Origin of the sequence: Massilia sp. YIM B02769 (assembly GCF_030411995.1) — a bacterium.
GTDB lineage: Bacteria > Pseudomonadota > Gammaproteobacteria > Burkholderiales > Burkholderiaceae_D > Telluria.
This window is the reverse complement of sequence record NZ_JASNRC010000001.1, coordinates 61,834-85,565: the sequence shown is the minus strand read 5'-3', so window position 1 is coordinate 85,565 and position 23,732 is coordinate 61,834. Positions and strand designations below refer to the sequence as shown.

Annotated in this window: 25 protein-coding genes; 15 read left to right on the top strand and 10 right to left on the bottom strand. The window is 67.0% G+C overall.

All coding sequences use genetic code 11. From position 1 onward, the window contains the following. Positions 1-6 precede the first annotated feature (6 nt). The 11 genes from QPK31_RS00425 (at position 7) to QPK31_RS00375 (ending at position 8,270) form a co-directional block, all read left to right on the top strand. Positions 7-1,056 carry a sirohydrochlorin chelatase gene (locus tag QPK31_RS00425; protein ID WP_290420976.1) on the top strand — a complete coding sequence of 350 codons (1,050 nt, stop codon included), beginning with the start codon at positions 7-9 and terminating at the stop codon, positions 1,054-1,056. Continuing rightward, the gene (locus tag QPK31_RS00420; RefSeq protein ID WP_290420975.1) at positions 1,053-1,727 is read left to right on the top strand and encodes a precorrin-8X methylmutase; all 675 of its coding nucleotides are present in this window, start codon (positions 1,053-1,055) and stop codon (positions 1,725-1,727) included. Before QPK31_RS00425 ends, QPK31_RS00420 begins: the two co-directional genes overlap by 4 nt. A gap of 11 nt (positions 1,728-1,738) precedes the next feature. Next, positions 1,739-2,941 carry a cobalt-precorrin-5B (C(1))-methyltransferase gene (locus tag QPK31_RS00415; protein WP_290421386.1) on the top strand — a complete coding sequence of 401 codons (1,203 nt, stop codon included), beginning with the start codon at positions 1,739-1,741 and terminating at the stop codon, positions 2,939-2,941. A 13-nt stretch (positions 2,942-2,954) separates the two neighbouring features. Then, the gene (gene cbiE, locus QPK31_RS00410; RefSeq protein WP_374045771.1) at positions 2,955-4,256 is read left to right on the top strand and encodes a precorrin-6y C5,15-methyltransferase (decarboxylating) subunit CbiE; all 1,302 of its coding nucleotides are present in this window, start codon (positions 2,955-2,957) and stop codon (positions 4,254-4,256) included. Beyond that, positions 4,253-5,044, top strand: a complete 792-nt coding sequence (cobI, locus tag QPK31_RS00405) for a precorrin-2 C(20)-methyltransferase (protein WP_290420973.1) — start codon at positions 4,253-4,255, stop codon at positions 5,042-5,044. Before cbiE ends, cobI begins: the two co-directional genes overlap by 4 nt. Next, positions 5,041-5,793, top strand: coding sequence for a cobalamin biosynthesis central domain-containing protein (locus QPK31_RS00400; protein WP_290420972.1), 753 nt, complete (start codon positions 5,041-5,043; stop codon positions 5,791-5,793). Before cobI ends, QPK31_RS00400 begins: the two co-directional genes overlap by 4 nt. Then, positions 5,790-6,194 carry a cobalamin biosynthesis protein gene (locus QPK31_RS00395; protein ID WP_290420971.1) on the top strand — a complete coding sequence of 135 codons (405 nt, stop codon included), beginning with the start codon at positions 5,790-5,792 and terminating at the stop codon, positions 6,192-6,194. Before QPK31_RS00400 ends, QPK31_RS00395 begins: the two co-directional genes overlap by 4 nt. After that, entirely contained in the window at positions 6,191-7,195 is a 1,005-nt protein-coding gene (gene cobJ / locus QPK31_RS00390) for a precorrin-3B C(17)-methyltransferase (RefSeq protein WP_290420970.1), read from the top strand. Before QPK31_RS00395 ends, cobJ begins: the two co-directional genes overlap by 4 nt. Continuing rightward, positions 7,192-7,572, top strand: coding sequence for a ferredoxin (locus QPK31_RS00385; protein ID WP_290420969.1), 381 nt, complete (start codon positions 7,192-7,194; stop codon positions 7,570-7,572). The genes cobJ and QPK31_RS00385 overlap by 4 nt, the downstream gene beginning before the upstream one ends. A 225-nt stretch (positions 7,573-7,797) precedes the next feature. Further along, positions 7,798-7,983 carry a hypothetical protein gene (locus QPK31_RS00380; RefSeq protein WP_290420968.1) on the top strand — a complete coding sequence of 62 codons (186 nt, stop codon included), beginning with the start codon at positions 7,798-7,800 and terminating at the stop codon, positions 7,981-7,983. After that, complete coding sequence (locus QPK31_RS00375) at positions 7,983-8,270, top strand: hypothetical protein (protein WP_290420967.1); 288 nt, start codon at positions 7,983-7,985, stop codon at positions 8,268-8,270. The genes QPK31_RS00380 and QPK31_RS00375 overlap by 1 nt, the downstream gene beginning before the upstream one ends. A 24-nt stretch (positions 8,271-8,294) precedes the next feature. On the opposite strand, the gene mnhG is transcribed toward QPK31_RS00375, so the two are convergent. From mnhG to QPK31_RS00330, 9 genes are all read right to left on the bottom strand, one after another. Continuing rightward, the gene (mnhG, locus tag QPK31_RS00370; protein WP_290420966.1) at positions 8,295-8,699 is read right to left on the bottom strand and encodes a monovalent cation/H(+) antiporter subunit G; all 405 of its coding nucleotides are present in this window, start codon (positions 8,697-8,699) and stop codon (positions 8,295-8,297) included. Further along, entirely contained in the window at positions 8,696-8,917 is a 222-nt protein-coding gene (locus tag QPK31_RS00365) for a K+/H+ antiporter subunit F (RefSeq protein ID WP_290421385.1), read from the bottom strand. The genes mnhG and QPK31_RS00365 overlap by 4 nt, the downstream gene beginning before the upstream one ends. Before the next feature lie 40 nt (positions 8,918-8,957). Next, positions 8,958-9,476 carry a Na+/H+ antiporter subunit E gene (locus tag QPK31_RS00360; protein WP_290420965.1) on the bottom strand — a complete coding sequence of 173 codons (519 nt, stop codon included), beginning with the start codon at positions 9,474-9,476 and terminating at the stop codon, positions 8,958-8,960. Beyond that, on the bottom strand, positions 9,473-11,110 hold the full coding sequence (locus QPK31_RS00355; RefSeq protein ID WP_290420964.1) for a monovalent cation/H+ antiporter subunit D: 1,638 nt from the start codon (positions 11,108-11,110) through the stop codon (positions 9,473-9,475). Before QPK31_RS00355 ends, QPK31_RS00360 begins: the two co-directional genes overlap by 4 nt. Continuing rightward, a complete protein-coding gene (locus QPK31_RS00350; RefSeq protein WP_290420963.1) occupies positions 11,107-11,451 on the bottom strand; it encodes a Na+/H+ antiporter subunit C in 345 nt (114 codons plus the stop codon). The genes QPK31_RS00355 and QPK31_RS00350 overlap by 4 nt, the downstream gene beginning before the upstream one ends. Then, complete coding sequence (locus QPK31_RS00345) at positions 11,451-14,351, bottom strand: monovalent cation/H+ antiporter subunit A (protein ID WP_290420962.1); 2,901 nt, start codon at positions 14,349-14,351, stop codon at positions 11,451-11,453. The genes QPK31_RS00350 and QPK31_RS00345 overlap by 1 nt, the downstream gene beginning before the upstream one ends. 52 nt (positions 14,352-14,403) lie before the next feature. Further along, positions 14,404-15,312: a universal stress protein gene (locus QPK31_RS00340; protein WP_290420961.1), complete on the bottom strand. Its 909-nt coding sequence runs from the start codon at positions 15,310-15,312 to the stop codon at positions 14,404-14,406. A gap of 181 nt (positions 15,313-15,493) precedes the next feature. Continuing rightward, a complete protein-coding gene (locus QPK31_RS00335; protein ID WP_290420960.1) occupies positions 15,494-15,853 on the bottom strand; it encodes a DUF1428 domain-containing protein in 360 nt (119 codons plus the stop codon). A gap of 112 nt (positions 15,854-15,965) precedes the next feature. Further along, a complete protein-coding gene (locus tag QPK31_RS00330) occupies positions 15,966-16,514 on the bottom strand; it encodes a glutathione peroxidase (RefSeq protein ID WP_290420959.1) in 549 nt (182 codons plus the stop codon). A 145-nt stretch (positions 16,515-16,659) separates the two neighbouring features. Here QPK31_RS00330 and QPK31_RS00325 point away from each other — a divergent pair, with 145 nt between their 5' ends. Further along, a complete protein-coding gene (locus QPK31_RS00325) occupies positions 16,660-18,474 on the top strand; it encodes a DEAD/DEAH box helicase (protein ID WP_290420958.1) in 1,815 nt (604 codons plus the stop codon). A 2-nt stretch (positions 18,475-18,476) separates the two neighbouring features. Continuing rightward, on the top strand, positions 18,477-20,438 hold the full coding sequence (locus QPK31_RS00320; RefSeq protein WP_290420957.1) for a UvrD-helicase domain-containing protein: 1,962 nt from the start codon (positions 18,477-18,479) through the stop codon (positions 20,436-20,438). 90 nt (positions 20,439-20,528) lie between these two features. Here QPK31_RS00320 and QPK31_RS00315 read toward each other — a convergent pair whose 3' ends face one another. Continuing rightward, positions 20,529-21,560 carry a lysozyme inhibitor LprI family protein gene (locus QPK31_RS00315; protein ID WP_290420956.1) on the bottom strand — a complete coding sequence of 344 codons (1,032 nt, stop codon included), beginning with the start codon at positions 21,558-21,560 and terminating at the stop codon, positions 20,529-20,531. 165 nt (positions 21,561-21,725) lie between these two features. Here QPK31_RS00315 and QPK31_RS00310 point away from each other — a divergent pair, with 165 nt between their 5' ends. Together QPK31_RS00310 and QPK31_RS00305 are read left to right on the top strand one after the other, a co-directional pair. Continuing rightward, positions 21,726-22,049 carry a DUF3861 domain-containing protein gene (locus tag QPK31_RS00310; protein WP_290420955.1) on the top strand — a complete coding sequence of 108 codons (324 nt, stop codon included), beginning with the start codon at positions 21,726-21,728 and terminating at the stop codon, positions 22,047-22,049. 455 nt (positions 22,050-22,504) lie between these two features. Next, positions 22,505-23,707, top strand: coding sequence for an MFS transporter (locus QPK31_RS00305; protein ID WP_290420954.1), 1,203 nt, complete (start codon positions 22,505-22,507; stop codon positions 23,705-23,707). Positions 23,708-23,732: the final 25 nt, after the last annotated feature.

Here is a 23,732-nt window from a genome sequence, read left to right as displayed (position 1 = left end):
GCGACCATGATGCATTCCCCTCTGACTCCGATGCCTGGCATCGGCGACACCATCCTCATCGTCGGCCACGGCTCGCGCGAGGACTCCGGCAACCAGGAGATCCGCGACTTTACCGAGCAGTGGCGCGCCCAGCGCCCGGACTGGCGCATCGAGCTGTGCTTCATCGAGTTCGCGCCGCCCGAGATGAACGCGGCCTTGCTGAATGCCGCACGCACGTCGCGCCGGGTGCTGGTGGTGCCGCTGATCCTGAACGCGGCCGGCCACGTGAAAATGGAGATTCCGGAAGCGGTGGAGGGTGCGCGCGCCGCCTGTCCGCAGACCGAGATTTTGCTGGCGCCGCACCTGACGGCCTGCGATCCGATCCTGGCGATCCTGAAGCGCCGCCTGCGCAAGGCGATGAACGCGCTCGACATGCCCGACCCGACCACCACCGGCGTGGTTGTGCTGGGCCGCGGTTCCTCGGACCGCGGCGCCAACGGCGAAATGGCGAAGATGACGCGCTGGCTGCAGGAAGAGGGAGATCATGAGCTGGTCGATCTCGCCTTTACCGGCATCACCTGGCCGCGCCTGGAAAAGGTGGTGCAGCGCCAGGTGCTGCTGGGCATGCACCAGGTCGTGGTGCTGCCCTACTACCTGTACACGGGCACGCTGATGCAGCGCATCCATCGCCAGGTGGAACACCTGCGCAGCCAGTATCCGCAGGTGCGCTTCTTCTGCGGCACGCACTTCGGCTTCGAGAAGGAAGTCTTTGCGCTGATGGACGAGCGCGTGGAGAACCTGCGCGCAGGCGTGGCGGACAGCCGCCTGCCTTGCGATGGCTGCAGCTACCGCGAGATCGCGCACGACCTGGGACATGGCCACTCGCATGCGCATACCCACGATCATGGTCCGGCGCATGCGCACGAACATGCGCACGAGCATCCGCATCCACATGAGCACCCGCATGAGCATGGCCACGATCACGCCCATGCGCACGGCCACGATCACGAACATCACCACGGCCACGATCACCATGACCACGACCACGACCATCCCGCCACGGAGCAGCCGGCATGAGCACGATTAACACCGTCACCGAACAGCTGACCCGCGCCGGCCAGGCCATCGAGCACGACAGCTTTGCCATCATCGACGCCGAAACCGGCATGCACGACTACACCGAGGCGCAGTGGCCGATCGTGCGCCGCATGATCCATGCGAACGCCGACTTCGACTTCAACGGCCTCACCGCCTTCCACCCAGACGCGGTGGAAGCGGGCGTGCGCGCGATGCTGGCCGGCGCCGCGCCGGTGGTGGCCGACGTCGAGATGATCTGCTCCGGCCTGTCGAAGCCGCGCCTGGCCCACTTCGGCATGCGCACCCACCAGTTCATTAGCGACGCTGACGTCATCGACAAGGCAAAGCTGGAAGACACCACGCGCGCCGTGCAGGCCATGCGCAAGGCGCACAAGCAAGGGCTGCTGGATGGCGCGATTGTCGGCATCGGCAATGCGCCGACCGCGCTGATCGAGCTGGTGCGCCTGATCCGCGAGGAGAGCGTGCGTCCGGCGCTGGTGGTCGGCATGCCGGTCGGCTTCGTGTCGGCGGCCGAGTCGAAGGACCTGATGGCCGAAGTGAACGAAGTGCCCTGGATCGTGATCCGTGGCCGCAAGGGCGGTTCGACGCTGGTGGTGGCGGCGCTGCACGCGCTGCTGGCGCTGGCCGAGGCGCGCCAGAAGGCCGCCTGAGCGCCATGGGCATGAAGGACAAGGCGGCCGAACGCGGCACCCGCACCGGCTTCACCACCGGCGCCTGCGCCGCCGCGGCCGCACGCGCGGCGGTGCTGGGCATGACCGGGGGCGCGGTGCCCGACGAGATCGAAAGCCTGCTGCCCAACGGCAGCCGGGTGCGCTTTGCCGTGCAGGATGGACGCGCCGATGCGCAAGCTGCCCACGCCATGGTGATCAAGTTCGCCGGCGACGACCCCGACTGCACCGACGGCGCCCACATCACGGTCGATTTGCGACTGCTGCCGGGCCAGGCCGGCGAAGTCACTTACGTGGCCGGCGACGGCGTCGGCACCGTCACCATGCGCGGCCTCGGCCTGGAAGTGGGTGGCCCGGCGATCAACCCTGTCCCGCGCCGTAACATCGCCGACAACCTGCGCGAAGCGGCGCCCGCGCTGCTGCGGGAACACGGCATCGAGGTCACGATCAGCGTACCCGACGGCCAGGTGATGGCCAAGAAGACCACCAACGCGCGCCTGGGCATCCTGGGCGGCATCAGCATCCTGGGCACCACCGGCATCGTGAAGCCCTATTCGACGGCGGCCTGGCGTGCCAGCGTGGTGCAGGGCGTGCAAGTGGCGGCCACCACCGGCCACGACGTGGTGGCGCTGACCACGGGCGGCCGCACCGAGAGCTTCGCCATCGCCGCCCTGCGCGCCGAGCGCCCGGAACTGCCCTCGGCCTGCTTCGTGCAGATGGGCGACTTCCTGCGCTATGCGCTCGACGAAGCGGTGGCGCAGGGCATCGGGCTGGTGGTCCTGGCCGTCATGGTCGGCAAGCTGACCAAGATCGCGCAGGGCGAAACCATCACCCACGCCAACCGCAGCGAAGTCGATACCGACCTGGTGGCGGCCATCGCCCGCCGGATCGGCGCCGCGCCCGAAGACTGCGAAGCGATGGCCGCCGCCGAGACCGCGCGCTTCGGCGCCGAACTGATGGTCGAGCGCGGGCTGGGCGATGCCTTCCACCATGCGCTGGCCCAAGCCGCGATCGACACCCTCACTGCGCCCGACCGCTACGGCCGCGCCTTCCAGCTGCGCGTGCTGGTGTGCGACTTCAGCGGCGTGCAGGTGGCCGATGTGTGGTCGGCGCCGGCACTGCCACAAGAGCGCCCGCCCAGCGCGGGCCGCATCGGCATCGACCACTTGCCGGACGCCGACACCTTCCATCAATGAAGCCATGGACACCATGCTGAAAGATCCCAATCCCTGCCGCGTGATCGGCGTATTAGATGACGGCGCCGCCAGCCTGAGCCCGACCGCGCTGGCCTACATCCGCAACGCCGACGTAATCATCGGCGGCGCGCGCACGCTGGCGCTGTTCGAGCGCGAATGCAAGCCGGGCGCGGTACGCCACGATCTCACCAAGCGCCTGAAGGAGGTGCCGGAGTGGGTGCGTGCCGCGCGCAACGACCATCTTGCCTGCGTGGTGCTGGCCACCGGCGACCCGCTCTGCCACGGCATCGCGCCCTATCTCGCCCAGCATCTGTGCGTGGATGCGCTCGACATCCTGCCGAACCTGTCGACGCTGCAGCTGGCCTGCGCGCGCGTGGGCCTGGCCTGGCAGGATGCGCGTATCGTCTCGGTGCATGCGCGCGATGCCGGCGAGTGGACCTGCGGCAGCACGCCTGGCCACGGCCTGTATGGCCTGGCGCAAGCGCTGCGCCGCGAATCGCGCCTGCTGGTGCTGACCAGTCCCGACAACTCGCCCGACCGCATCGCGCGCCTGCTGCTGGCCGAAGGATTGGGAGACGACTTCCACATGGCGGTGGCGGAAAACCTGCTGCAGCCGGAAGAGCGGGTGCTGGCCGACCTGGACCCGCACGACGCGGCCACGATGCGCTTCGCCGACCTGAATGTGGTGCTGCTGTGGCGCGTGACAGCCGCCCCACGGCCCGTGCGCTTCGGCCTGATGGACAGCGCATACGCGCAGCGCCAGCCCGAGAAGGGCCTGATCACCAAGCAGGAAGTGCGCGCCGTGAGCCTGGCGCGCCTGCAGCTGCGCCAGGACAGCCTGGTCTGGGACATCGGCGCCGGTTCCGGTTCGGTGGGCCTGGAAGCGGCGCGCCTGTGCCCGGACGGGCACGTGTGGGCCATCGAGAAGAACGAGCTGGATTACGCCATCGCCGGCCAGAACCACGCCGCCTTCGGCGTCAGCAACTACAGTCTCCACCACGGCAAGGCGCCGGAGGGACTGGACGCCTGGCCCGACCCGGACGCCGTCTTCATCGGCGGCTCGGGCGGCGAGCTGGCCGGCCTGATCGCCACCATCCTGGGGCGCCTGCGCCCGGACGGATCACTGGTGATGAACTTCGTCACGCTGGAGAACCTGGCCACCGCCACCGCGACCCTGCAGGCGATGGAGAACGTGAGCTGGGACGTGCTGCAACTGCAGGCTGCGCGCAGCAAACCGATCCTGCACATGCACCGCATGGCGGCCGAGAACCCGGTGTGGATCGTCTGCGCGCGCAAGAATGGAGGCGAACAATGACGGGCACCCTGTGGGGCATCTCGCTCGGCCCCGGCGACCCCGGCCTGATCACGCGCGCCGCCTGGGACGCCTTAAAGCGGCGCGACACCGTCTGGGTCTACCCGGCGCGCAGCGGCAAGACGCCGAGCTACGCCTTCGACATCGTGGTGCGCGCCGGCTTGCAGCCGCCCGCCGAGCACACGCAACTGCTGTTCCCGATGACCCACGACGGCGAGAAGCTGGCGCGCGCCTGGCTGCGCGCCGCCGACACCGTGCTGCCCTGGCTGCGCGCGGGCCGCGACGTGCTGTTCCTGGTCGAGGGCGACGCCAGCACCTACGCCACCTTCGGCCACCTGGCGCGCACCGTGCGTGCGCTCGACGACACGATACCCACCCGCATCGTCGCCGGCGTGAACGCTTTTACCGCCGCCTGCGCCATGGCCGACGTGCCCTTCGCCGAGCAGGACGACACGGTTGCCATCGTGCCGGCCGCCTATGGCGTGAGCGCCGTCGACCGCCTGCTGCCCGACTTCGACACCCTGGTGCTGATGAAGGTGAAGCCCATCCTCGACGAGCTGATCGACTGGCTCGAGCGACGCGGCCTGCTGGACGGTTCCCACTTCATCGAACGCGTCGGCGCGCCCGACGAGCGGCGCTACAGCGGCACCGACATCCTCGCGCTGCGCGGCACCAAGGTCAGCTATTTGTCGCTGCTGATCGTCAAGCACAACCACCGCATCCGCGGCGAACGCATCAAGGGCTGCCTGAAGAAGAGCGGCCCATCACCCATCCTTACGGAGACTGCATGAGCAATCCTTCCCTCGCCACGCCACGTGTTTGCCTGGTCGCCATCACCAAGCACGGCGCGGCCCAGGCCGCGCGCCTGGCCGCCGACCTGCCCGACGCCGCCATCTGCACCTCAAGCAAGTTCGCCGCCGCTTTCGCCGGGGTGAGCAATTCGGTGCGCGCCTACGACGGCGCCCTGCGCGACGAGATCGGTCCGCTGTTCGAAGGCTACGACCAGATCGTGTTCTTCGTGTCTCTCGGCGCCGTGGTGCGCCTGATCGCGCCGCACATGCGCAGCAAGGACGAAGACCCGGGTGTGATCGTGGTCGACGACGCCGGCCAGTACGTGATCCCGGTGCTGTCGGGCCACGTGGGCGGCGCCAACGAATGGAGCGAGCGCATCGCCGATTTGATCGGCGCGGCGCCGGTGCTGACCACGGCCTCGGACGTCGGCCGCACCATCCCGGTCGATATCCTCGGCCGACATCTCGGCTGGCGCGTGGAAGCGCCGAAGATCAACATCACGCGCGTCTCGGCGCACGTGGTCAACGGCGAAGCGATCGCCTTTGTCCAGGAAGCCGGCAGCCCGGACTGGTGGACGCGCCCGACGCCGCTGCCCGAGACCATCCACCGTTTCGCAAGCTTCGACGAAGTGGACCTGGCGCGCTACGCCGCCGTGCTCTGGGTAACGCATGCCGATATCCCGGCCGAGCGCTGGGACGCGCTGCACGAACGCCTGGTGGTCTACCGCCCGCCGCAGGACGCCGCATGACGACCTACACCGTCGGCCTGGGCTGCGACCGCGGCGTGGCGCTGGACACCGTGCGCGAGGCGGTGCGCGCCGCGCTGGAGCTGGCCGGCGCCCATGCCGGCCAGGTCGTGGCGGCGGCCTCGATCACGATCAAGCAGGACGAAGCCGCGCTGCTGGCGCTGGCGCAGGAACACGGCTGGCCGCTGGTCTTTTATGCGCCCGAACAGCTGGCGCAGGTTGAAGTACCGAATCCGTCCGAGACGGTGCGCAAGTACACCGGCACGCCCTCGGTCAGCGAGGCCGCCGCGCTGCTCGCCGCCGGACCGCATACGCCGATGACCGCGCTGGTCGTCGAAAAACACAAACACCGGGGCGCGGATGGCAAGAATGCCACCGTCTCGATCGCAAGGAAAGAAGCATGAGCACTGAAACCGAAGCACCCGTGGCCCAGACCGCGGGCAAGATCATGCTGGTGGGGATCGGCCCCGGCAGCGTGGACCACATGACCGCGCGTGCGCGCGCCGCCATCGCCGAAGCCGATGTCGTGATCGGCTACGTCACCTACATCAAGCTGGTGGCCGACCTCATTGAAGGCAAGGAGATCATCCGCAAGTCGATGACCGAGGAACTCGACCGCGCCGTCAGCGCCCTGGAAGCGGCGCGCGCCGGCAAGAAGGTGGCCCTGATCTCGTCGGGAGACGCCGGCGTGTACGGCATGGCTGGCCCCACCTACGAGGTGCTGTTCCAGTCGGGCTGGACCCCGGACGACGCGGTGCAGGTGGAGATCGTCCCCGGTGCCTCGGCCCTGAACAGCTGCGCCGCCCTGGTCGGCGCTCCGCTGACCCACGACTTCTGCGCGATCTCGCTGTCGGATTTGCTCACGCCCTGGCCGACCATCGCCCGCCGCCTGGACGCGGTGGCGATGGCCGACTTCGTGGTTGCCCTGTACAACCCGAAGAGCGGGCGCCGCACGCGCCAGATCGTCGAGGCCCAGCGCCTGTTCCTGCGCCACCGCCGCCCGGATACGCCGGTCGCCATCGTGAAGAGCGCCTACCGCCGCCGCGAGAACATCGTCTTCACCACGCTCGACAGCATGAGCGATGCCGACATCGGCATGCTCAGCACTGTCCTGATCGGCAACAGCAACACCTTTGTCCGCAATGGCCTGATGGTCACGCCGCGCGGCTACGCCAACAAGTACGACATGGACGGCGGCGCCACGCGCGAAGGCGAACGCGCGGGCCGCTCGCTCTCGACCGGCCTGCTCGGCTGGCTCGACACGCTGGCTGCGGAACATGCGGCCGGCGACAGCATCGCCACCCTGGCCGTACGCTACCGCCTGCCGGCCGACTACATCCAGGCCACCCTGGACGAACCCTGGGAAGCCGCCGCCGCGGCGCCCACCGAGGAGACCGAAGCATGAGCACCACCGAGAACACCGAGATCGCAGCGGACAAGCAGCCCGTGAAACCGAAGATCGGCAGCTACCACCGCCACCTGCTGGTCTGCACCGGCCCGCGCTGCAGCGAGGACGGCGCCTCGCAGGCGCTGTTCGACAGCCTGGGCGACAAGTTCAAGGCCAGTGGCCTGAACAACGGGCCGTTGCGTGTCAAACGCAGCCGCGTCAGCTGCTTCGCCGCCTGCAAGGGCGGGCCGATTGTCGCCGTGCAGCCGGACGGCACCTGGTACTACAACGTCACGCCCGAGAACATGGACCGCATCATCGACGAGCACCTGTGCAATGGGCGCAAGGTGGAGGAGCTGGTGTTTCATCAAGCGGGCGACATGCAGGCCGATTGAGGGCTTGTCGGCAGGCCGGCGTGTTCATGTTTTTGTCGTTGTTCACGTTACGTGAACACGGCGAAAAAATGAACACCGCTGCATGACGCCCTCGTGGATAGGCGGTTTGTCAAACGTGCAGGACTATTCATTCTGCTAGTAGCTGAGCAATTCACCGCTGCTAAGATCGTTCGGCACCTTAGTGTGTGATTTCTTTTCAACGACAACGACGATGAAAGAAGAACGATGAAACTGACTCTCAAGAAAATGGCCTTCGTGTTGAGCCTGGGGCTGGGCCTGGGTATGTCCGCTTCCGTGTCCGCTTACGCGGCAAGCGATGGCGATTGCGCTCTCTGGGAAGTGAAATGCTCGCAAGGCAATGAGCGTGCCTGCCTGCTGTGGGACATCAACTGCTACGACTACGGCGGCTGATGGAAATGCGCCGCTGCTTGGTGCTTGCCGCGATGCCGGAATCGGCAGGACGAAGCGGCACCCTGGTGGTTCTTTTCAACGAACACAACGATGACAGAAGAACGATGAACACGACCCTCAAGAAAATCGCATTCGTGCTGAGCCTGGGCCTGGGCCTCGGCGTTTCCATGTCCGCGTCGGCCGAGGTCAACGAGACCTTGTGCCAGACCTATGCCAACAAGTGTGCGTGGGGTATCGAGCGCGCCTGCCAGCTGTGGGAACAACACTGCAATACCGAAGAACTGTAAGCGGCAAGACCAGCCCGCGCCGGCTCAGCGGTCCCCCGGCGCCGGGCTGCTCGCCACCTCTTCCTCGACAATCGTGTAGACCCCGCCGGCCGTCGCGCCGGATTCCGCTTTCCTGGCGCGCAAATCGCGGTACACCGCCGCGCGGATGATCATCATCGACACCACCGGCGCCGTCATCAGGAGGAAGGCCGAAATGATCACCTCGTGCACCACCAGGCGCGACTGCCCCACCGTGAAGAACACCATCGACGCGATCAGCAAGCAGCCCGCGCCCAGCGTGATCGTGATCGCCGGCCCGTGCATGCGCTGGTAGAAGGTACGCAGGCGCAGCAGCCCGAGGGCGCCGATCAGGACGATGCTGGCGCCCAGGATCAGCAGCAGCGACACGATCGCCGCCGCCCAGCCGGGCAAGTCCTCGACGCCGCTCATTCGATGATCTCCCCGCGCATCAAGAACTTGGCCATGGCGATGGTCGAGACGAAGCCGATCAGGGCGATCAGCACCGCCACCTCGAAATACACCTGCGTGCCGAAGCGGATGCCCAGCACCAGGGCCAGCAGCATGCCGGTCATCCACAGGGTGTCGAGCGCCAGCACGCGGTCGTGGGCCGAGGGGCCGCGCAATAGCCGCAGGGCGCAGAACACCATCGCCACCAGCACGCACACCAGGGCATAGCCGACGGATAACTCAAGCAGGGTCGCCACGGGCTGCCTCCGTTTCAAAAATCTCGATCAAGGGTTGTTCATAGCGGGTTTTAATCGTGTCGATCCACCACTGCTCGTCGTGCAGGTCGAACACGTGCAGCGAGAGCTGGTAGCCCTCGTCGAGGATCTCGACCCAGACCGTGCCCGGCGTCATGTTGATCAGGCAGGACAACATCGCCAGCCCGTAGGGGTCGGTGATGGTGAGCGGAATGCGGATGAACTGCGAATTCACCTTGCCGTAGTCGGAGAACAGGATAATGCGGCTGACGTTGGAGCAGGAGCGCACGATCTCGACGCCGGCCATGCCGATCAGGCGGATGAAGGTGAGCGGTGCGCGCAGGCGCGGGTAGCCGAGCGGCTGCAGGTTGCGCACCAGCAGCGGCACGACGATGCCGAGGAAGGCGCCGAGCAGGATGCTGGCCGCATCAAGCGACTGGTTCAGCAAGAGCCACAGCAGGCACAGGGCCAGCGACACCAGTGGATAAGGGAGCCAGCGTGTCATTCACTCCCCCCTTTCGAGACCGGGCCGGGCACGGCCGGCGCGGTCAGGACGCGCTCGATGTAGTTGGCCGGGCGGTGGATGTCGGCGCTGGCGCGGCCCAGGTAATCGAACAGGGGGCGCGCCTGCACCGTCATCGCCACCGACAGCAGCAGCAGGGCCGTGATCGGCGTGACTTCCGACAGGTGCAGGCGCGGCGGGGTGGCCACCGGCGTTGCCCAGAAGGTGCGCACGCCGAAGCGCAGCATCGAGATGATGGCGATCAGGCCGGACACGAAGATCAGCGCCATCAGGGTCCAGCCGGCGCTGCGCACAGCCTCGCCGTCGGGATTGAGCAGCGCGTGGAACATGCCGAACTTGGCGACAAAGCCCGACAGCGGCGGCAGGCCGGCGATCATCAGCGCGCAGGCGGCAAACGCCACCGACAGGAAGGCCATCGCCGCCGGCACGCCCTTGCCGCGCGGTTCGTTCGGGCTGTCGTCGGGCTGTTCGTCGTCGACGGCCCAGGCTTCCATGGTCAGCGCCAGCATGGCTGCGCTCGGCGAGCGGATGCGGTCGATCAGTTCGATCAGCAGCAGGAAGGCGGCCACCGCCAGCGTCGAGCCGATCAGGTAGTAGAGGCCGGCCGTCACCAGCGTCGGCTGGCCGTAGCCGATCACGGCCAGCAGCGTGCCCGAGGAAATCACGGCGCTGTAGCCGGCCATGCGTCCGGCCGAGTCGGTGGACAGCATGCCGGCCGCACCGAACACGATGGTGGCCATGCCGCCCCAGAGCAGGGCGTCGAAGCCGAAGCCGGCGCTGGAACCTTCCGAGAACAGCAGCAGCCACAGGCGCAAAATCACGTAGGCGCCGACCTTGGTCATCAACACCAGCATGGCGGCCACCGGCGGCGAGGCGGCGGCGTAGGTCGTGGGTAGCCAGAAGCCCAGCGGCCACATCGCGCCTTTTACGAGGAAGGCCAACACCAGCACGGTGACGCCGAGCTTCAGCAAACCGGTGCTTTCGGCCGGCATGGCGGCGATGCGCGCGGCCAGGTCGGCCATGTTCAGGGTGCCGGTGGTGGCGTAGATCAGCGAAGTACCGAGCAGGAACAGCAGGGCGGCGGCCAGGTTGACGGCGATGTACTGCATGCTGGCGCGCAGGCGTTCGGCGTTGTAGCCATGTAAAACCAGGCCGTACGAGGCGGCCAGCATCACCTCGAAGAACACGAACAGGTTGAACAGGTCGTGGGTCAGGAAGGCGCCGTTGATCCCCATCAGCAGGAACTGGAACAGCGGGTGGAAGTGCACGCCGATGCGGCTCCAGCGCTGCATGGCGTAGTGCAGGGCGGCCAGGGCGAGCACACTCGTGAGCAGCAGCATCAGCGCCGACAGGCGGTCGGCCATCAGGGCGATGCCGAAGGGCGCGGCCCAGTTGGCGGCCAGGTACACGCCGATGCCGCCCTGCCAGTTCTGGTGGTCGGTCTGCAGCATCAGCATCAGGGCGACGGCCAGCTGGCCGATGACCGAGGCATAGGCCAGGCCGAACTTCATGCGGTGCCTGCCTTGCGTGAACGGCGCCAGCACCGCGCCGCAAATCAGCGGCAGCAGGATCGGCAAAATCACCAGATGCTGGGACGAATCGAGGAACCATGTCATACCTCGGGTTCCTCCCCGTCCACGTGGTCGGTGCCGGTGAGGCCGCGCGCGCCGATCATCACCACCAGATAGAGGGCGGTGGTGGCGAAGCCGATCACGATGGCGGTCAGCACCAGGGCTTGCGGCAGCGGATCGGCCAGCTGGCTGGGGTCGATCGGCTTGCCGGCCGGGGTGAAGGGCGCCTTATCGAGCCAGACGCGGCCCATGATGAAGATGAACAGGTTGACGGCGTAGGACATCAGCATCAGGCCGGTGAGCACCTGGAAGCTGCGCGGACGCAGCAGCAGCCAGATGCCGGAGCCGAAGACGATGCCGATGGCCAGGGCGATGACGAGTTCCATCAGGCGATCTCCTTGGTCGGTGGCATGGCGTGGCGGGTGGCGCCGGGCGGCATGCGGTGACTGCGCAGCGACTGGTGCGCCAGCGCGACCAGGATCAGCATGGTGGTGCCGACCACCACCAGGAACACCCCCAGGTCGAACACGAAGGCGCTCGGGATGTGGATCTCGCCCAGCAGCGGCAGGCTCACATGCGCGGTATGGCTGGTGAGGAAGGGGTAGCCGAAGAACCAGGCGCCGATGCCGGTGAGGCAGGCGGTGAGCAGGCCGAAGCCGATCCAGCGGTGCGGACGCAGGCGCAGGTGGGATTCGACCCAGTCGGTACCGGCCATCATGTACTGCACGATCAGGGCGGTGGCGAAAATCAGGCCGGCGACAAAGCCGCCGCCGGGCAGGTTATGGCCGCGCATGAAGAAGTAGACCGCGATCATGCCCATGAAGGGCAGCAGGAAGCGCAAATAGACGGCGGGCACGGCCAGGTAGCCGCTGCGCGCCTGCTGGACCGGCGTTTGCGTCACGGCCGGATCGACGTCGTTCGCCTGCTGCACCGGAATCGCCACGCTTTCCGGCGCCGGGCGGAAGCGGCGCAGCAGCGCATACACGGTGAGCGCCACCGCCGACAGCACGGTGATCTCGCCCATGGTGTCGAAGCCGCGGAAGTCGACCAGCAGCACGTTCACCACGTTGGCGCCGCCGCCTTCGCTCAGGGCGCGCAGCAAATAAAAGTCGCTGATGGTTTTCGGCGGGGTGCTGGTGAGCAGGGCCCAGGTGGCGGCCGCCAAGCCCAGGCCGCCGGCCACGGCGATCGAACCGTCGCGCGCGCGGCGCAGCCAGGTGGAGCGCGGCACGCGCGACGCCAGGCCGGCGGGGGGACGGCGCGGGGGCAGCCAGCGCAGGCCGAGCAGGATCAGCACCGTGGTCACGGTTTCCACCATCAGCTGGGTCAGTGCCAGGTCCGGCGCCGACAGCCACAGGAAGGTCAGGCTGACCACGACGCCGACGCCGCCGGCCAGGATCAGCGCCACCAGCCGGTGGTATTTCGCTTGCCAGGCGGCGCCCAGCGCGCAGGCCGCGCCGATCAGCCACAGCAGGGCGAACAGGATGTCGATGTCGGCCAGGCCTGGCATGGACAGCTGCGGCAGCGGACCCACCAGCAGTAGCGGCACGGCCACCATGGCCAGCATCAGCACCAGCAGTTGCGACTGCAGGCGGCGCGTGCCGGCACGGCGCAGCAGCCAGGCCGCGGCGGCGTACAGGCCGAGCATGGTGTTCTCGTAGGCTTGCGCGCCCTTGAAGCGGTGCAGCACCGGTACCCGGTCGCGTTCGGCCAGGTTGAAGCGGCGCCGCAGCATCACGTAGAAGGCGAAACCGCCGAGCAGGGCCACCACGCTCATCAGGAGCGGCAGGTTGAAGCCGTGCCAGATGCCGAGGTCGTACTCGGGCATGTCCGGACCGACCACGGAATGGGTGGCGACCGCGAGGATGCGCCCGACCACGCGCTCGGGCATGATGCCGACCGCGATGCACAGCACCACCAGGCATTCGACCGGGAAGCGCATCCAGCGCGGCGGCTCGTGCGGGTGCTTCGGCAAGTCCTCGGCCGGCGGCCCGAAGAAGACGCTGATGAAGCGCAGCGAATAGGCCACGCTGAACACGCCCATCAGCACCGCCGCCACCGACATCGACCAGTCCTCGGTGCCGCCGACGATCATGGTCTCGGCGAAGAACATCTCCTTCGACAGGAAGCCGTTCAGCAGCGGCACGCCGGCCATGGCGGCGCTGGCGACGATCGCCAGGGCTGCGGTGTAGGGCATGGTTTTTCTCAGGCCGCGCAGCACGCGCATGTCGCGCGTGCCGGTTTCGTGGTCGACGATGCCGACCGCCATGAACAGCGAAGCCTTGAACACGGCGTGGTTCATCACGTGAAACACCGCCGCCACCACCGACAGCGGCGTGCCGATGCTGAGCAGCACGACGATCAGGCCCAGGTGGCTGATGGTGGAATAGGCCAGCAAGCCCTTCATGTCGTTCTGGTAGATGGCGAAGAAGGAGCCGATCAGCAGGGTGCAGACGCCGGCGCTGCCGAGGATCCAGGTCCAGGCCTCGGTGCCGGACAGGGCCGGCCACAGGCGGATCAGCAGGAACACCCCGGCCTTGACCATGGTGGCCGAGTGCAGGTAGCTCGACACCGGTGTCGGCGCGGCCATCGCGTGCGGCAGCCAGAAGTGGAAGGGGAACTGCGCGCTCTTGGTGAGCGCGCCGAGGGCGACCAGCACCAGCGCCGGCAGGTACAAATCGTGGGCGCGGATGCGGTCGCCGGCGGCCAGCACCACGTCGAGGTCGTAGCTGCCGACGATGTGGCCGAGGATCAGCACCCCCGCCAGCAGGCACAGGCCGCCGATGGTGGTGACGGTAAACGCCATGCGCGCGCCGCGGCGGGCGTCGTTGCGGCTCTGCCAGTAGCCGATCAGCAGGAACGAGGTGAGGCTGGTGAGCTCCCAGAACACCACCAATTGAATCAGGTTGCCCGACAGGACCACGCCCAGCATCGCCCCCATGAAGGCCATCATGTAGGCGAAGAAGCGCGCCACCGGATCGCGCGGCGACATGTAGTAGCGCGCGTACAGCAGCACCAGCAGGCCGATGCCGAGCACCATCACGGTGAACACCCAGGCCAGGCCGTCCATGCGTAGCGCCAGGTCGAGGCCGAAGGCGGGCAGCCATTCGTATTCGGCCTTCAGGATGTCGCGGGCGGCGACGTCGTCGAAGCGGGAGATGGCCAGCGCCAGCGCCAGGCCTGTGGCCACGGCGGCGGCGCCGAAGGGCCGGTTGCGCGATCCGTCCGGCATGCAGCCGGCCACGAAGGCGCCGAGGAAGGGGAGGAGGACCAGGAGTTCGAGCATGGGCCTTTATCCTGCCTGGCGTGGAGGACGCGTTCGGCGCAAGCTGCGCATGTCAGCGGTCTTCATCGCGCTCTCCGGTGGACACCAGCAGGGTGTCGCAGTCGAGGCCGCGCAGCACCTGTTCGCCCTTGCTGTCCATGAACAGGCGCAGCATGCCGGACTGGGCGTGCAGGCCGAGCACGGCGAGGTCGACGCCGTGCTCGAGGGCGTAGCGGGCGGTCAGCAGTTCCGGTGTGCCGGGAGCGCTGTCGATGGCGATGCGGGCGCGCACCTGCGGCGCCAGCGTGCAGCTGTCGATGAACTGTTGGCAGCGCAGACGGATTGCGCTGGTATTCGCGCTGCCGCCATCGAGGCTGCCGCGCGGCTGGTCGGCCAGGCCGTCGAGCCCGGCTTCGTGGACGTGGAAGACGATGAGTTGCGCGTCGGGGAAGAGGCGGGCCGCCGTTTCCAGCGCCAGGCGCGAGGCCGGCGAGAAATCGGTGGGCACCAGGATGCGCGCATAGGGCGTGCGGGCGCGCTGGCGCACCACCAGCAATGGTTGCACCAGGTTGCGGGCCAGCTGTTCCACGGTCGAGCCGAGGAAGATTTCGCCCAGGGTATTGATGCGCGCGTCGCCGGCGATGACGAGCTCGCTGTCGCTGCGCGCCGCCGCGGCCAGGATGGCATCGGCAACGTCGCCGTCGGCGAATTGCAGGCTGACGGGATAGCCCGCGCCCTCGAATTCGCGCGCGATGTCGCGCCTTGCGGCAAATTCCGCCTCGGTGCTGGCTTCGGCCCCGGCCAGCCATTGCACGACCTCGGCCGGCACCTGCGGGCCTTCGCGTACGGTCAGCAGCGTCAGGTGCGCGTTCCATTGCGCCGCCAGCGCCTTGGCGCGTTCGAGCGGACGGTCGCAGCGCGCACTCAAATCGGTGGCGAGCAGCAACTTTCGTGGCAATGACGTATCGAACCCTTCGTTCACGCAAACCTCCGCACAGGACTGGTGTTAAACCCTTGTCACTGTACTGGTTTTACATGGATTGCGGCAACGCGTTAGCCTCGTGAAAGGATTGTTGACTTGGCAATGGCTTATCGGGGGCAAGACACGCAAGATGGCTCAACAATTGTTTTTATGATTCAACAATTGTTGAGCCAAGCGGCCGTTATTGATCGACCCGCATCTCGAAACCGCCATAGATCATGCGCTTGCCATCGAAGGGCATGTTTTCGGGCTTCATGTATTCGGCCATGCGCGGATCGTTCATGACCTTGTCGTTGGCGGCGTCGCGCACCGCGCGCGAGGGATAGACGATCCAGGAGAAGATGACGAGCTCATCGTCCTTCAGGTTCACGCTTTGCGGGAAGGAGGTCAGCTGGCCGGGCTTGACGTCGTCCGACACGCACTCGCGGAACTCGATGGCGCCATGGTCGCGCCAGATGGCGGCCGCGCTGCGCGCCATCTCCAGGTAGGCATCCAGCTTGTTTTTTGGAACAGGAATCACGAAACCATCGACATACGCCATGACATTTCTCCTCGTGTGAAAGGTGCTGTTGAGACCTCATCGACAAGCAAAAAATCCAGGGACTTGCGCCCCGCCTGACGTATGTCGAACCGGCACGTCGAACCCGGTGCGATTACGCCAGCGCAGCCTCGATTGCGGCTACCAGTGCCGGATCGTCCGGTTTCATGTCCGGCGCGAAGCGGCCAATCACTTTACCATCGCGGCCGACCAAAAACTTCTCGAAATTCCACATCACGTCGGTCGGGTTCTTCGGGCTCAGGCCATGCTGGGCAAGCTTCTCGCCGAACTGGCTGCCTGCCGCCTGCTGCGCCTGCGGCTGCTCGGCGATCAGTTCGCGGTACAGCGGGTGGCGTCCTTCGCGGTTGACCTCGACCTTCTCGAACATCGGGAAGCGCACGCCGTAGTTGCGCTGGCAAAAGTCCGCGATCTCGGCTTCGCTGCCCGGTTCCTGGGCACCGAAGTCGTTGCACGGGAAGCCGAGCACGACCAGGCCACGGTCTTCGTATTGCTCGAACAGTTTTTCCAGCCCGGTGTACTGCGGCGTCAGGCCGCATTGCGAGGCGACGTTCACGATCAGCATGACCTTGCCGCGGTAAGCGTCGAGCGAAGCGGGCTGGCCTTCGAGGCGGCGCAGGGGAATGTCGTACAGGTTGGCGCTCATGGTGTGGTCCGGTGGTAGCAAAAACACCATCCTACATCGTGCAGGAAAACCACGCTGGCGCCGCCTTCCCAGCCGTATCGGCCGCCCACGCTTGACGGCGCGCGCCCTGGCGTCTTATAAGCCATGCTTCACCGCAAAGCCAGCCATGACCCAGCCTATAGACAAAGCCGCAGCCGCAGCCGCAGCCGAACGTGCACGCCAGCGGTCGCACCGGTACGCGCGCCTGCTCGACGGCCTGCGCGCCTTCGTCCGGGCCGAGCGCGAGGCGGCCCAGGAAAAGCTGTTCGAGGTCTGGCGCCAGCCATTGGCCGACCGCCTGGCCAAGGGCATGAGCCAGCGCTTCCTGCGCCTGGAAAACGGCCCGGAGAGCGGCACCGTCTGGGCGTACCACGACGGCAGCGACTCGCGCTTTCGCGAGGGCGACCTGGTCTGCCTGCACGGCGGCTCGCCGCTCACCTCCCTCATCGCGCGCGAAGCGGCCTTCGAGGCAGAGGACGAGGACCGCTGGCTGCTGCGCGTGCGCCAGGCCGCCGCCGTGGTGAAGGCGGTCGGCGACCAGCCCTGCTATGCCGACCCCGACGACTACGACCTCTCGAAGTACTACGACGAGGTGCTGGACGATATCGGCCAGACCATGCCGCCCTCGCGCGCCCACTACACGCTGATGCCGCTGCTCGACGGGCGTTTCAAGGAAGACTTCGATCCGCGCGACTTCGAGGAAGCCGAAGCCGTCGCCCTGGCTGCGGGCCTGAACGGGCCGCAGGCCGAGGCGGTCGGCAAGATCCTGGCCGCCGAGCAGGTGGCCTGCATCCAGGGGCCGCCCGGCACCGGCAAGACGCGCGTGCTGGCGCTGGCGGCGCGCCTGCTGGTCGAGCGCGGCGAGCGCGTGCTGGTCACCTCGCACACCCACATGGCGATCAACAATGCGCTGAACCGGATCGCGGCGCAAGGCGTCAAGGTGGCGAAGATCGGGCGCGGCACCCAGGCGCTGGGCCTGGAGGGCGTCAGCGGCGCCGACAGCTTCGCCGAATGGCATGGCCGGCCCGAAGGCGGCTACGTGGTCGGCGCCACGCCCTTCGCCACCTGCACCTACCGCCTGGAAAACTGCGAGTTCGACACCGTGATCTTCGACGAGGCCAGCCAGGTGACCCTGCCGCTGGCGCTGATGGCGATGCGGCGCGGCGCGCGCTTCGTCTTCATCGGCGACCAGAAGCAGCTGCCGCCGGTGCTGCTGGCGCGCTCGGTGCTGGAAGATATCCCGGGCTCGATCTTCGCCAAGCTCACCGCGCACAATGTCGACAGCGTGATGCTGACCGATACCTACCGCCTGAATGCGGAGCTGGCGGCCTGGCCCAGCAAATCCTTCTACGACGGCCGCCTGCGCCCGGCCGGACCGAACCGCGAGCGCAAGCTGGTGCTGCAGGATAGCCCGGCACAGGACCCCGATCTCGAACCCTTCGATGCGGTGCTGCGCGACCCGGCCAGCGCCGTCTTCATCCCGACCACGGACCCGACGGCGCGCAGCCGCAATCTCCAGGATGCCGAACGGGTGGCGTCCCTGTGCGCCGCCGCCATCGCGGGAGGACTCGCGCCGCACGAGATCGGCGTGGTTACGCCGTTCCGCGCCCAGGGCCGCACGATCCGGCGCGCCCTGGCCGAACGCCTCGGCTGGCACACGGCGCAGGGAATCGTCGCCGACACCGTCGAACGCATGCAGGGCCAGGAACGCGAGCTGGTGATTTTGTCGCTCGCCACCGGCAATTTGCGCTTCCTGGCGGCGATCGCCGGTTTCTTCTTCCAGCCCGAGCGCCTGAACGTCTCGGTGACGCGCGCCATGACCAAGCTGGTGATCATCGGCCCCGAGCTGCCGCCCGAATTCCAGGCCGTCGACGACGAGATGGCGCGCTGGCTGGCACTGTACCGCAGCCTGCTGGCGCAGGCGCGCCGCATCGAGCTGTAACGATGGCGCTTTTCATCCCCGAATGGACGCGCGCCAGCGGCCGTCAATTACAGATCAAGCGTGTGCTGAACACACTGGACGAGGCGAGCGTGGTGCGCAAGCCGCTGCGCGAAGAGGCCAACGCGCCCGAGCTCTTCATCGCGCATCCCGAGCGCGGCTGGCTGGCGCTGGCCGTGGTCGACATGTCCTTCGACGCCCTCGACGGCGCCCAGCTGTTCGCAAACGACACCCGCGCCGCCTTCGATGCCCAGCTGGCGGCCTGGCGCGCGCAACTGCCGCCGCAACTGCCCTTGCTGGTCCTGCTGTGGGCCTGCAGCGAGGACGAGGCCCGCGTACTCGCACACCAATTGGGCGAACAGCCGGCCCTGTTCCTGCTGTCGCGCGAGCGTTTCACGGAAGGCGGCGCGGAAGGGCTGGCAGCCTTGCAGCGGCCGGTATCGCCCGAAGAGGACGAGGACCTGCGCACCCGTTTCTTCCCCGAGTCCGCGATCCCGCTGGCTTCGGTGGCGCGGCGCCGCTTCCTGCGCAACAACCAGGCGAGTCTCTTCCTCGACGCCCAGCAGGAATGGGCCTCGAAGCTCGATCTGGATCTCGACCATGAGCTGGCCCTGCCCGACGAGCAGGCCGCCGCCGCCACCGATTTCGCCGTGCGACTGGTGAACGGCGTGGCCGGCAGCGGCAAGACCCTGATTGCGCTCAGCCGCGCGCTGCTGCTGGCGCGCCTGCATCCGCGCGAACGGGTGCTGATCCTGATCCACAACACGCCGATCGTGGCCGATATCCGCGAACGCCTGCACCGTGCACACGGCCGCCTGCCGCGCAACCTGGAGATCACGACCTATGCGAGCTGGGCCCACCGCCAGTGGCGCCGCCTGTACCGCGCGCCGCTGGCCATGCCGTCCGACCCGGCGCATCTGCCGCAACTCATACGCCGCCTGCGTACAAGCTGGCCGGAGCTGAAACTGAACGAAGCCCAGCTGATCGAAGAGTTCGACTTCCTCAACGAGATGCTGGTGGCCAGCGAAGCCGAATACATGGACACCAGCCGCGCCGGCCGCGGCTTCGCACTGCGGGCGAAAGAGCGCAGCGAGGTCTGGCAGCTGTTCGCGGCGGTCAGCGCCGCGCTGCAGGAGCAGGGCCTGCGCATGTGGAGCATGGTGGCCAGCGATATCTGCCGCGCGCCCGAGCATGCGCTACTGGAACGCTACGAACACATCCTGGTCGACGAAGCCCAGTTCTTCGCGCCGTCCTGGTTCCACACCGTGAAGCTGGCCCTGCGTCCGCAAGGCCGCCTGTTCCTGTGCGCCGATCCGAACCAGGGCTTCATGAAGAGCCGCCTCAGCTGGCGCAACGCCGGACTGGACGTGGCCGGCCGCACCAAGAAGCTGCTGCGCTCCTACCGCACCACGCAGGCCATCCTGTACACGGCCGGCACTTTGCTCAACCGCTCGGTGCAGGACGATCCCGAACACTACCTGGCGCCGGACTTCGACGGCATGGAGCAGGGCGCGCCGCCGATCCTGCTGCGCGTGGCCTCGCCCCAGGACGCGGTCGACCGCGCCGTGAACGAGATCGTGGCGCTGGCCGAACGCCATGCACTGCCCTTGTCGAGCTTCCTGGTCATCTATGGCGCCGGCACGCCGAAGAAGCTGCTCTACGAACGCCTGTGCCGCGCGCTGGGAGAAGATCGCATCTGGTGGCTGAACAAGGACAAGAAGCAGCCGCCGCGTGGCTATGGACCCGACTACCTGCGCCTGGCGAACCTGGAAACCGCCACCGGGCTGGAAGGGGCGGTGGTGTTCTTGCTGGGGATGGAAGACCTGCTGTTCGATGGCGCGCCTGAAAACGAGGCGGATGCGCGCAAGCTGTACATGGCGATGACGCGGGCCAGTCATCGGCTGGTGATGCTGAGCAGCGGGGCGCTGCCGGAAGATGCGCAGGCGTTGTTCAGGTTGGAGGCGTGACGCGTAGGTGCGGGCGTGGGTTGGACGCGTGGACGGCGCATGCATTGCTGACATGCCGCATGCAGGGTGGAGCCGTCCACCCTACGTGCATCACCGTCCGGCTGCGGCGTTGTCGAGCTCCGTCAGCTGCCTGATGCGGCGCGCGGTGAGCAGGGCGCGTACGCCGGAAGCCGGTACCTGCGGATAGCGGATCGCGCCAAACAGTTCCATCGCATCGCGGTAGGCGAGCCAGGCGCGCTGGGTCTTTTCGACGCCGGTCTTGCGGATCGAGCCAAGATACGAGTCGCTCACCGGGCGGTTCAGCATGAACTGGCGGTAGGTCGCCTCCATCTTTTTCTCGAGGCTGGCGAATTCCGCTTCCGAGAAACGCGGCACGCGGCCGGCTTCGAAGTCCAGCACGTCGGCAGCAAAGGTATCGAGTTCGGCGGCCTGGGTGTCCGGCTGCAGCGAGCGCGCAGCGCCGCTGCCTTTGTCGGTTTCGTAATCGACGCGGTGCTGGGCGAAATAGTGCGCCGCCTTGCTCGCCATCTCCAGCCCCAGCTGCTCCTTTTCGCTCCAGCCGCGCGACAGGGTGGCCAACTGGGCGGTGCGCTGTTTGTCGCGCTGGCGCTCGCGCACCGCGCCGCACTGGCCGCGCATCTCGGCGCTGACCACGTCGTCGCAGACGTCGACCGGCCCCGGCTCCCCGTTCGCAGCCACGCGCCGCAGGTGCTGGACCCGGCCCTTCATTTCGTTCACCGGGCTCTGGATGCTGCAGGCGTGGCGCGTGGCCAGGGCCAGCTGCGGCATGACGCCGTGGCCGTTCGCGTACAGCATCATCAGCACGCCATGCGCGTTCGTGCGCACCGCGCAGGCATGCACGCGGCGCCAGTCGGCCTCGCGCGCATCCGCAGCGTGGAGGGTATCGTAATACAGAGTCGAGGCATCGCAGCGGGCGGATTCGGCCCTGGCCGGCGGCGGCTGGCGCGGCTTTTCGTCGCGCACGCGCAGGCACTGGCGGTACCAGTCGCTGCCGCGCATGACTTCGGGCGGCGCGCCATACACATTCGGATAAGGCGCGGCGGCGGCGCTGCCGGCGGCCAGGAGCAGTGCCAGCCACCACGACCAGTGTGCTTGCGTCATCGCATTCTCCTCAAAAATTTCCAGTCGGAAGCTTCAACGCTACCGCGAGCGACCTGGACGAGTGGTGATGTGGCGCAAGATGGCCAGGATGGCCGATGCGGAGCGCGCTGCGCGTCGTGGCTGCGGCATGATGACCGTTTGCATACGGACCAGGAAGGAGTATTGATGAGTGCCCACAATTTCCGCATCACCCTCGAATACACGGGTGGCAAGAAGGAAGCCGATCCGCCGGCGCCGCTGTCGTTCGAAGTCGGCAACCACGACGACATCTTCGAGATCATCGCCCGGGTACGCGGCGCCGGACGCTTCGAGCATGACGAGGCTGCCGCGCTGGCGCTGGGCATGAAGCTGTTCAGCGAAGTCATGCTGGCGCACCGCGATGATCCGCTGTTCGCACCGATCGCCGCCGCCTACCGCGAGTACATCTCGGCCTTCAAGGCGCAGATGCGTGTAGCCAACGAAGCGGGTAATACCGGACAGCCCGGTTAGCTCATCTGCTGCTCTGCAACAAAATCAGCAGCGGCCGGACCTGTATCCGGCTTTTTTTTGCCCGCAAAAAAGAACAATGTGTCCTGATTTATGCAAGCCTTCGTCACACTCTCTTACACTCCGGTGACCAAAAATAGCTTGCCGACATGCAAGACGATTCACACCTCGTATGCCTCTGTTAACAGTTAAAAAGTTGACTGTGAACACCACGCAACGCGCATAAATTTTTTCCGCGTGGAAAATGAAAAAGCGCGTTGATTTCCGTAGAATTGCCTCCCATCAGCTTCCTGACGCCAACTTTTTCGGTTGGCGTTTGTTTTTTCTGCCCCAGTTAGCAAGCTTTTATGAATGGCAGAGCAGCTGAAAAAAATTCTTCCAGGCGGAAACTTTCCGATTGGATCGGACTCTTAAGAAACTCCTGTAGCCACAGGCTCTTACAACTAGATTCATACCAAATGCAAACTACTGTTCCAGCCGTCGACACCTCGATCACCGCACCTGCAGCCCTTGGCGCCCTCGCGTCGCGCCGCAGCAAAGTCTTCGCCCGCATCCAGAACCTGTCGCTGCCGGTGATGTTCGCCATTTTCGGCGTGATCATGGGTTCGTGGGCCGGCCGTATCCCGGCCATGGCCGCCCGCCTGAACATCTCGCACTCGGCCCTGTCGATGGTCCTGCTGTGCGGCGGCATCGGCGCGCTGCTGTCGTTCCCGGTCTCGTCCTTCCTGATGCGCCGTGTCGGCGCGCGCAAGACCATGCTGTACTCGGGCCTGGCCCTGCTGGCCGTGCTGGTGGCGATCGGTATCGCCCCGACTGTTGCCAGCGTGATGGGCGCCGTCCTGATGCTGGGCATCACCGCCAGCACCTACGACGTGGCCATGAACGCCGCCGCCAGCAAGCGCGAAAAGGCGACCGGCAAATCGGAAATGTCGCTGCTGCACGGCCTGGCCTGCGCCGGCGGCCTGGTTGGCGCCACCCTGGGTAGCGTGATGGCCGGCATGAAAGTCGCCCCTGCGATTCACTTCATGATGGTTGCCGGTCCGATGGCCGCTGTGCTGTGGGCTGCTTACCAGGTGATGGATATCGCCGACGAAGCCGAGCAAGTCGAGAAGAAGAAGTTCGCCCTGCCGCGTGGTCCGATGGCACTGCTGGGCCTGCTCGGTTTCCTGGGTTCGATGTCGGAGGGCTCGATCGCCGACTGGAGCGGCGTGTTCCTGAAAGAACACTTCCACGCCACCGACGGCCTGGCGCCGCTGGCCCTGTCGTGCTTCTCGGTCATGATGCTGGCCTCGCGCCTGGTGGGCGACAAACTGAAGACCCGCTTCGGCGCCCAGCGCCTGGTGACCGTCGGTGCCTGCATCTCGGCGATGGGCCTCTTCTTCGCGGTGCTGGCGCCGAGCGCCCACGTCGCACTGGGTGGCTTCGCGGTCGCCGGCCTCGGCCTGTCGCTGCTGTTCCCGTTCGTGTTCAGCGCCGCCGGCGCCCAGGGCCCGATCGCCCTGGCAGGCGTGGCCAGCATGGCCTACAGCGGCACCCTGATGGGTCCGCCGGTGATCGGCGCCATCGCCAGCCACGTCGGCATGCAGATGGCCATCGGCTACCTCGGCCTGCTGTCGATCGCCATCGCCCTGGTTGCCAGCCGTACCAAGCTGCTCAAATAAGCAGTTCTTCGTAAAGCAGTATCCC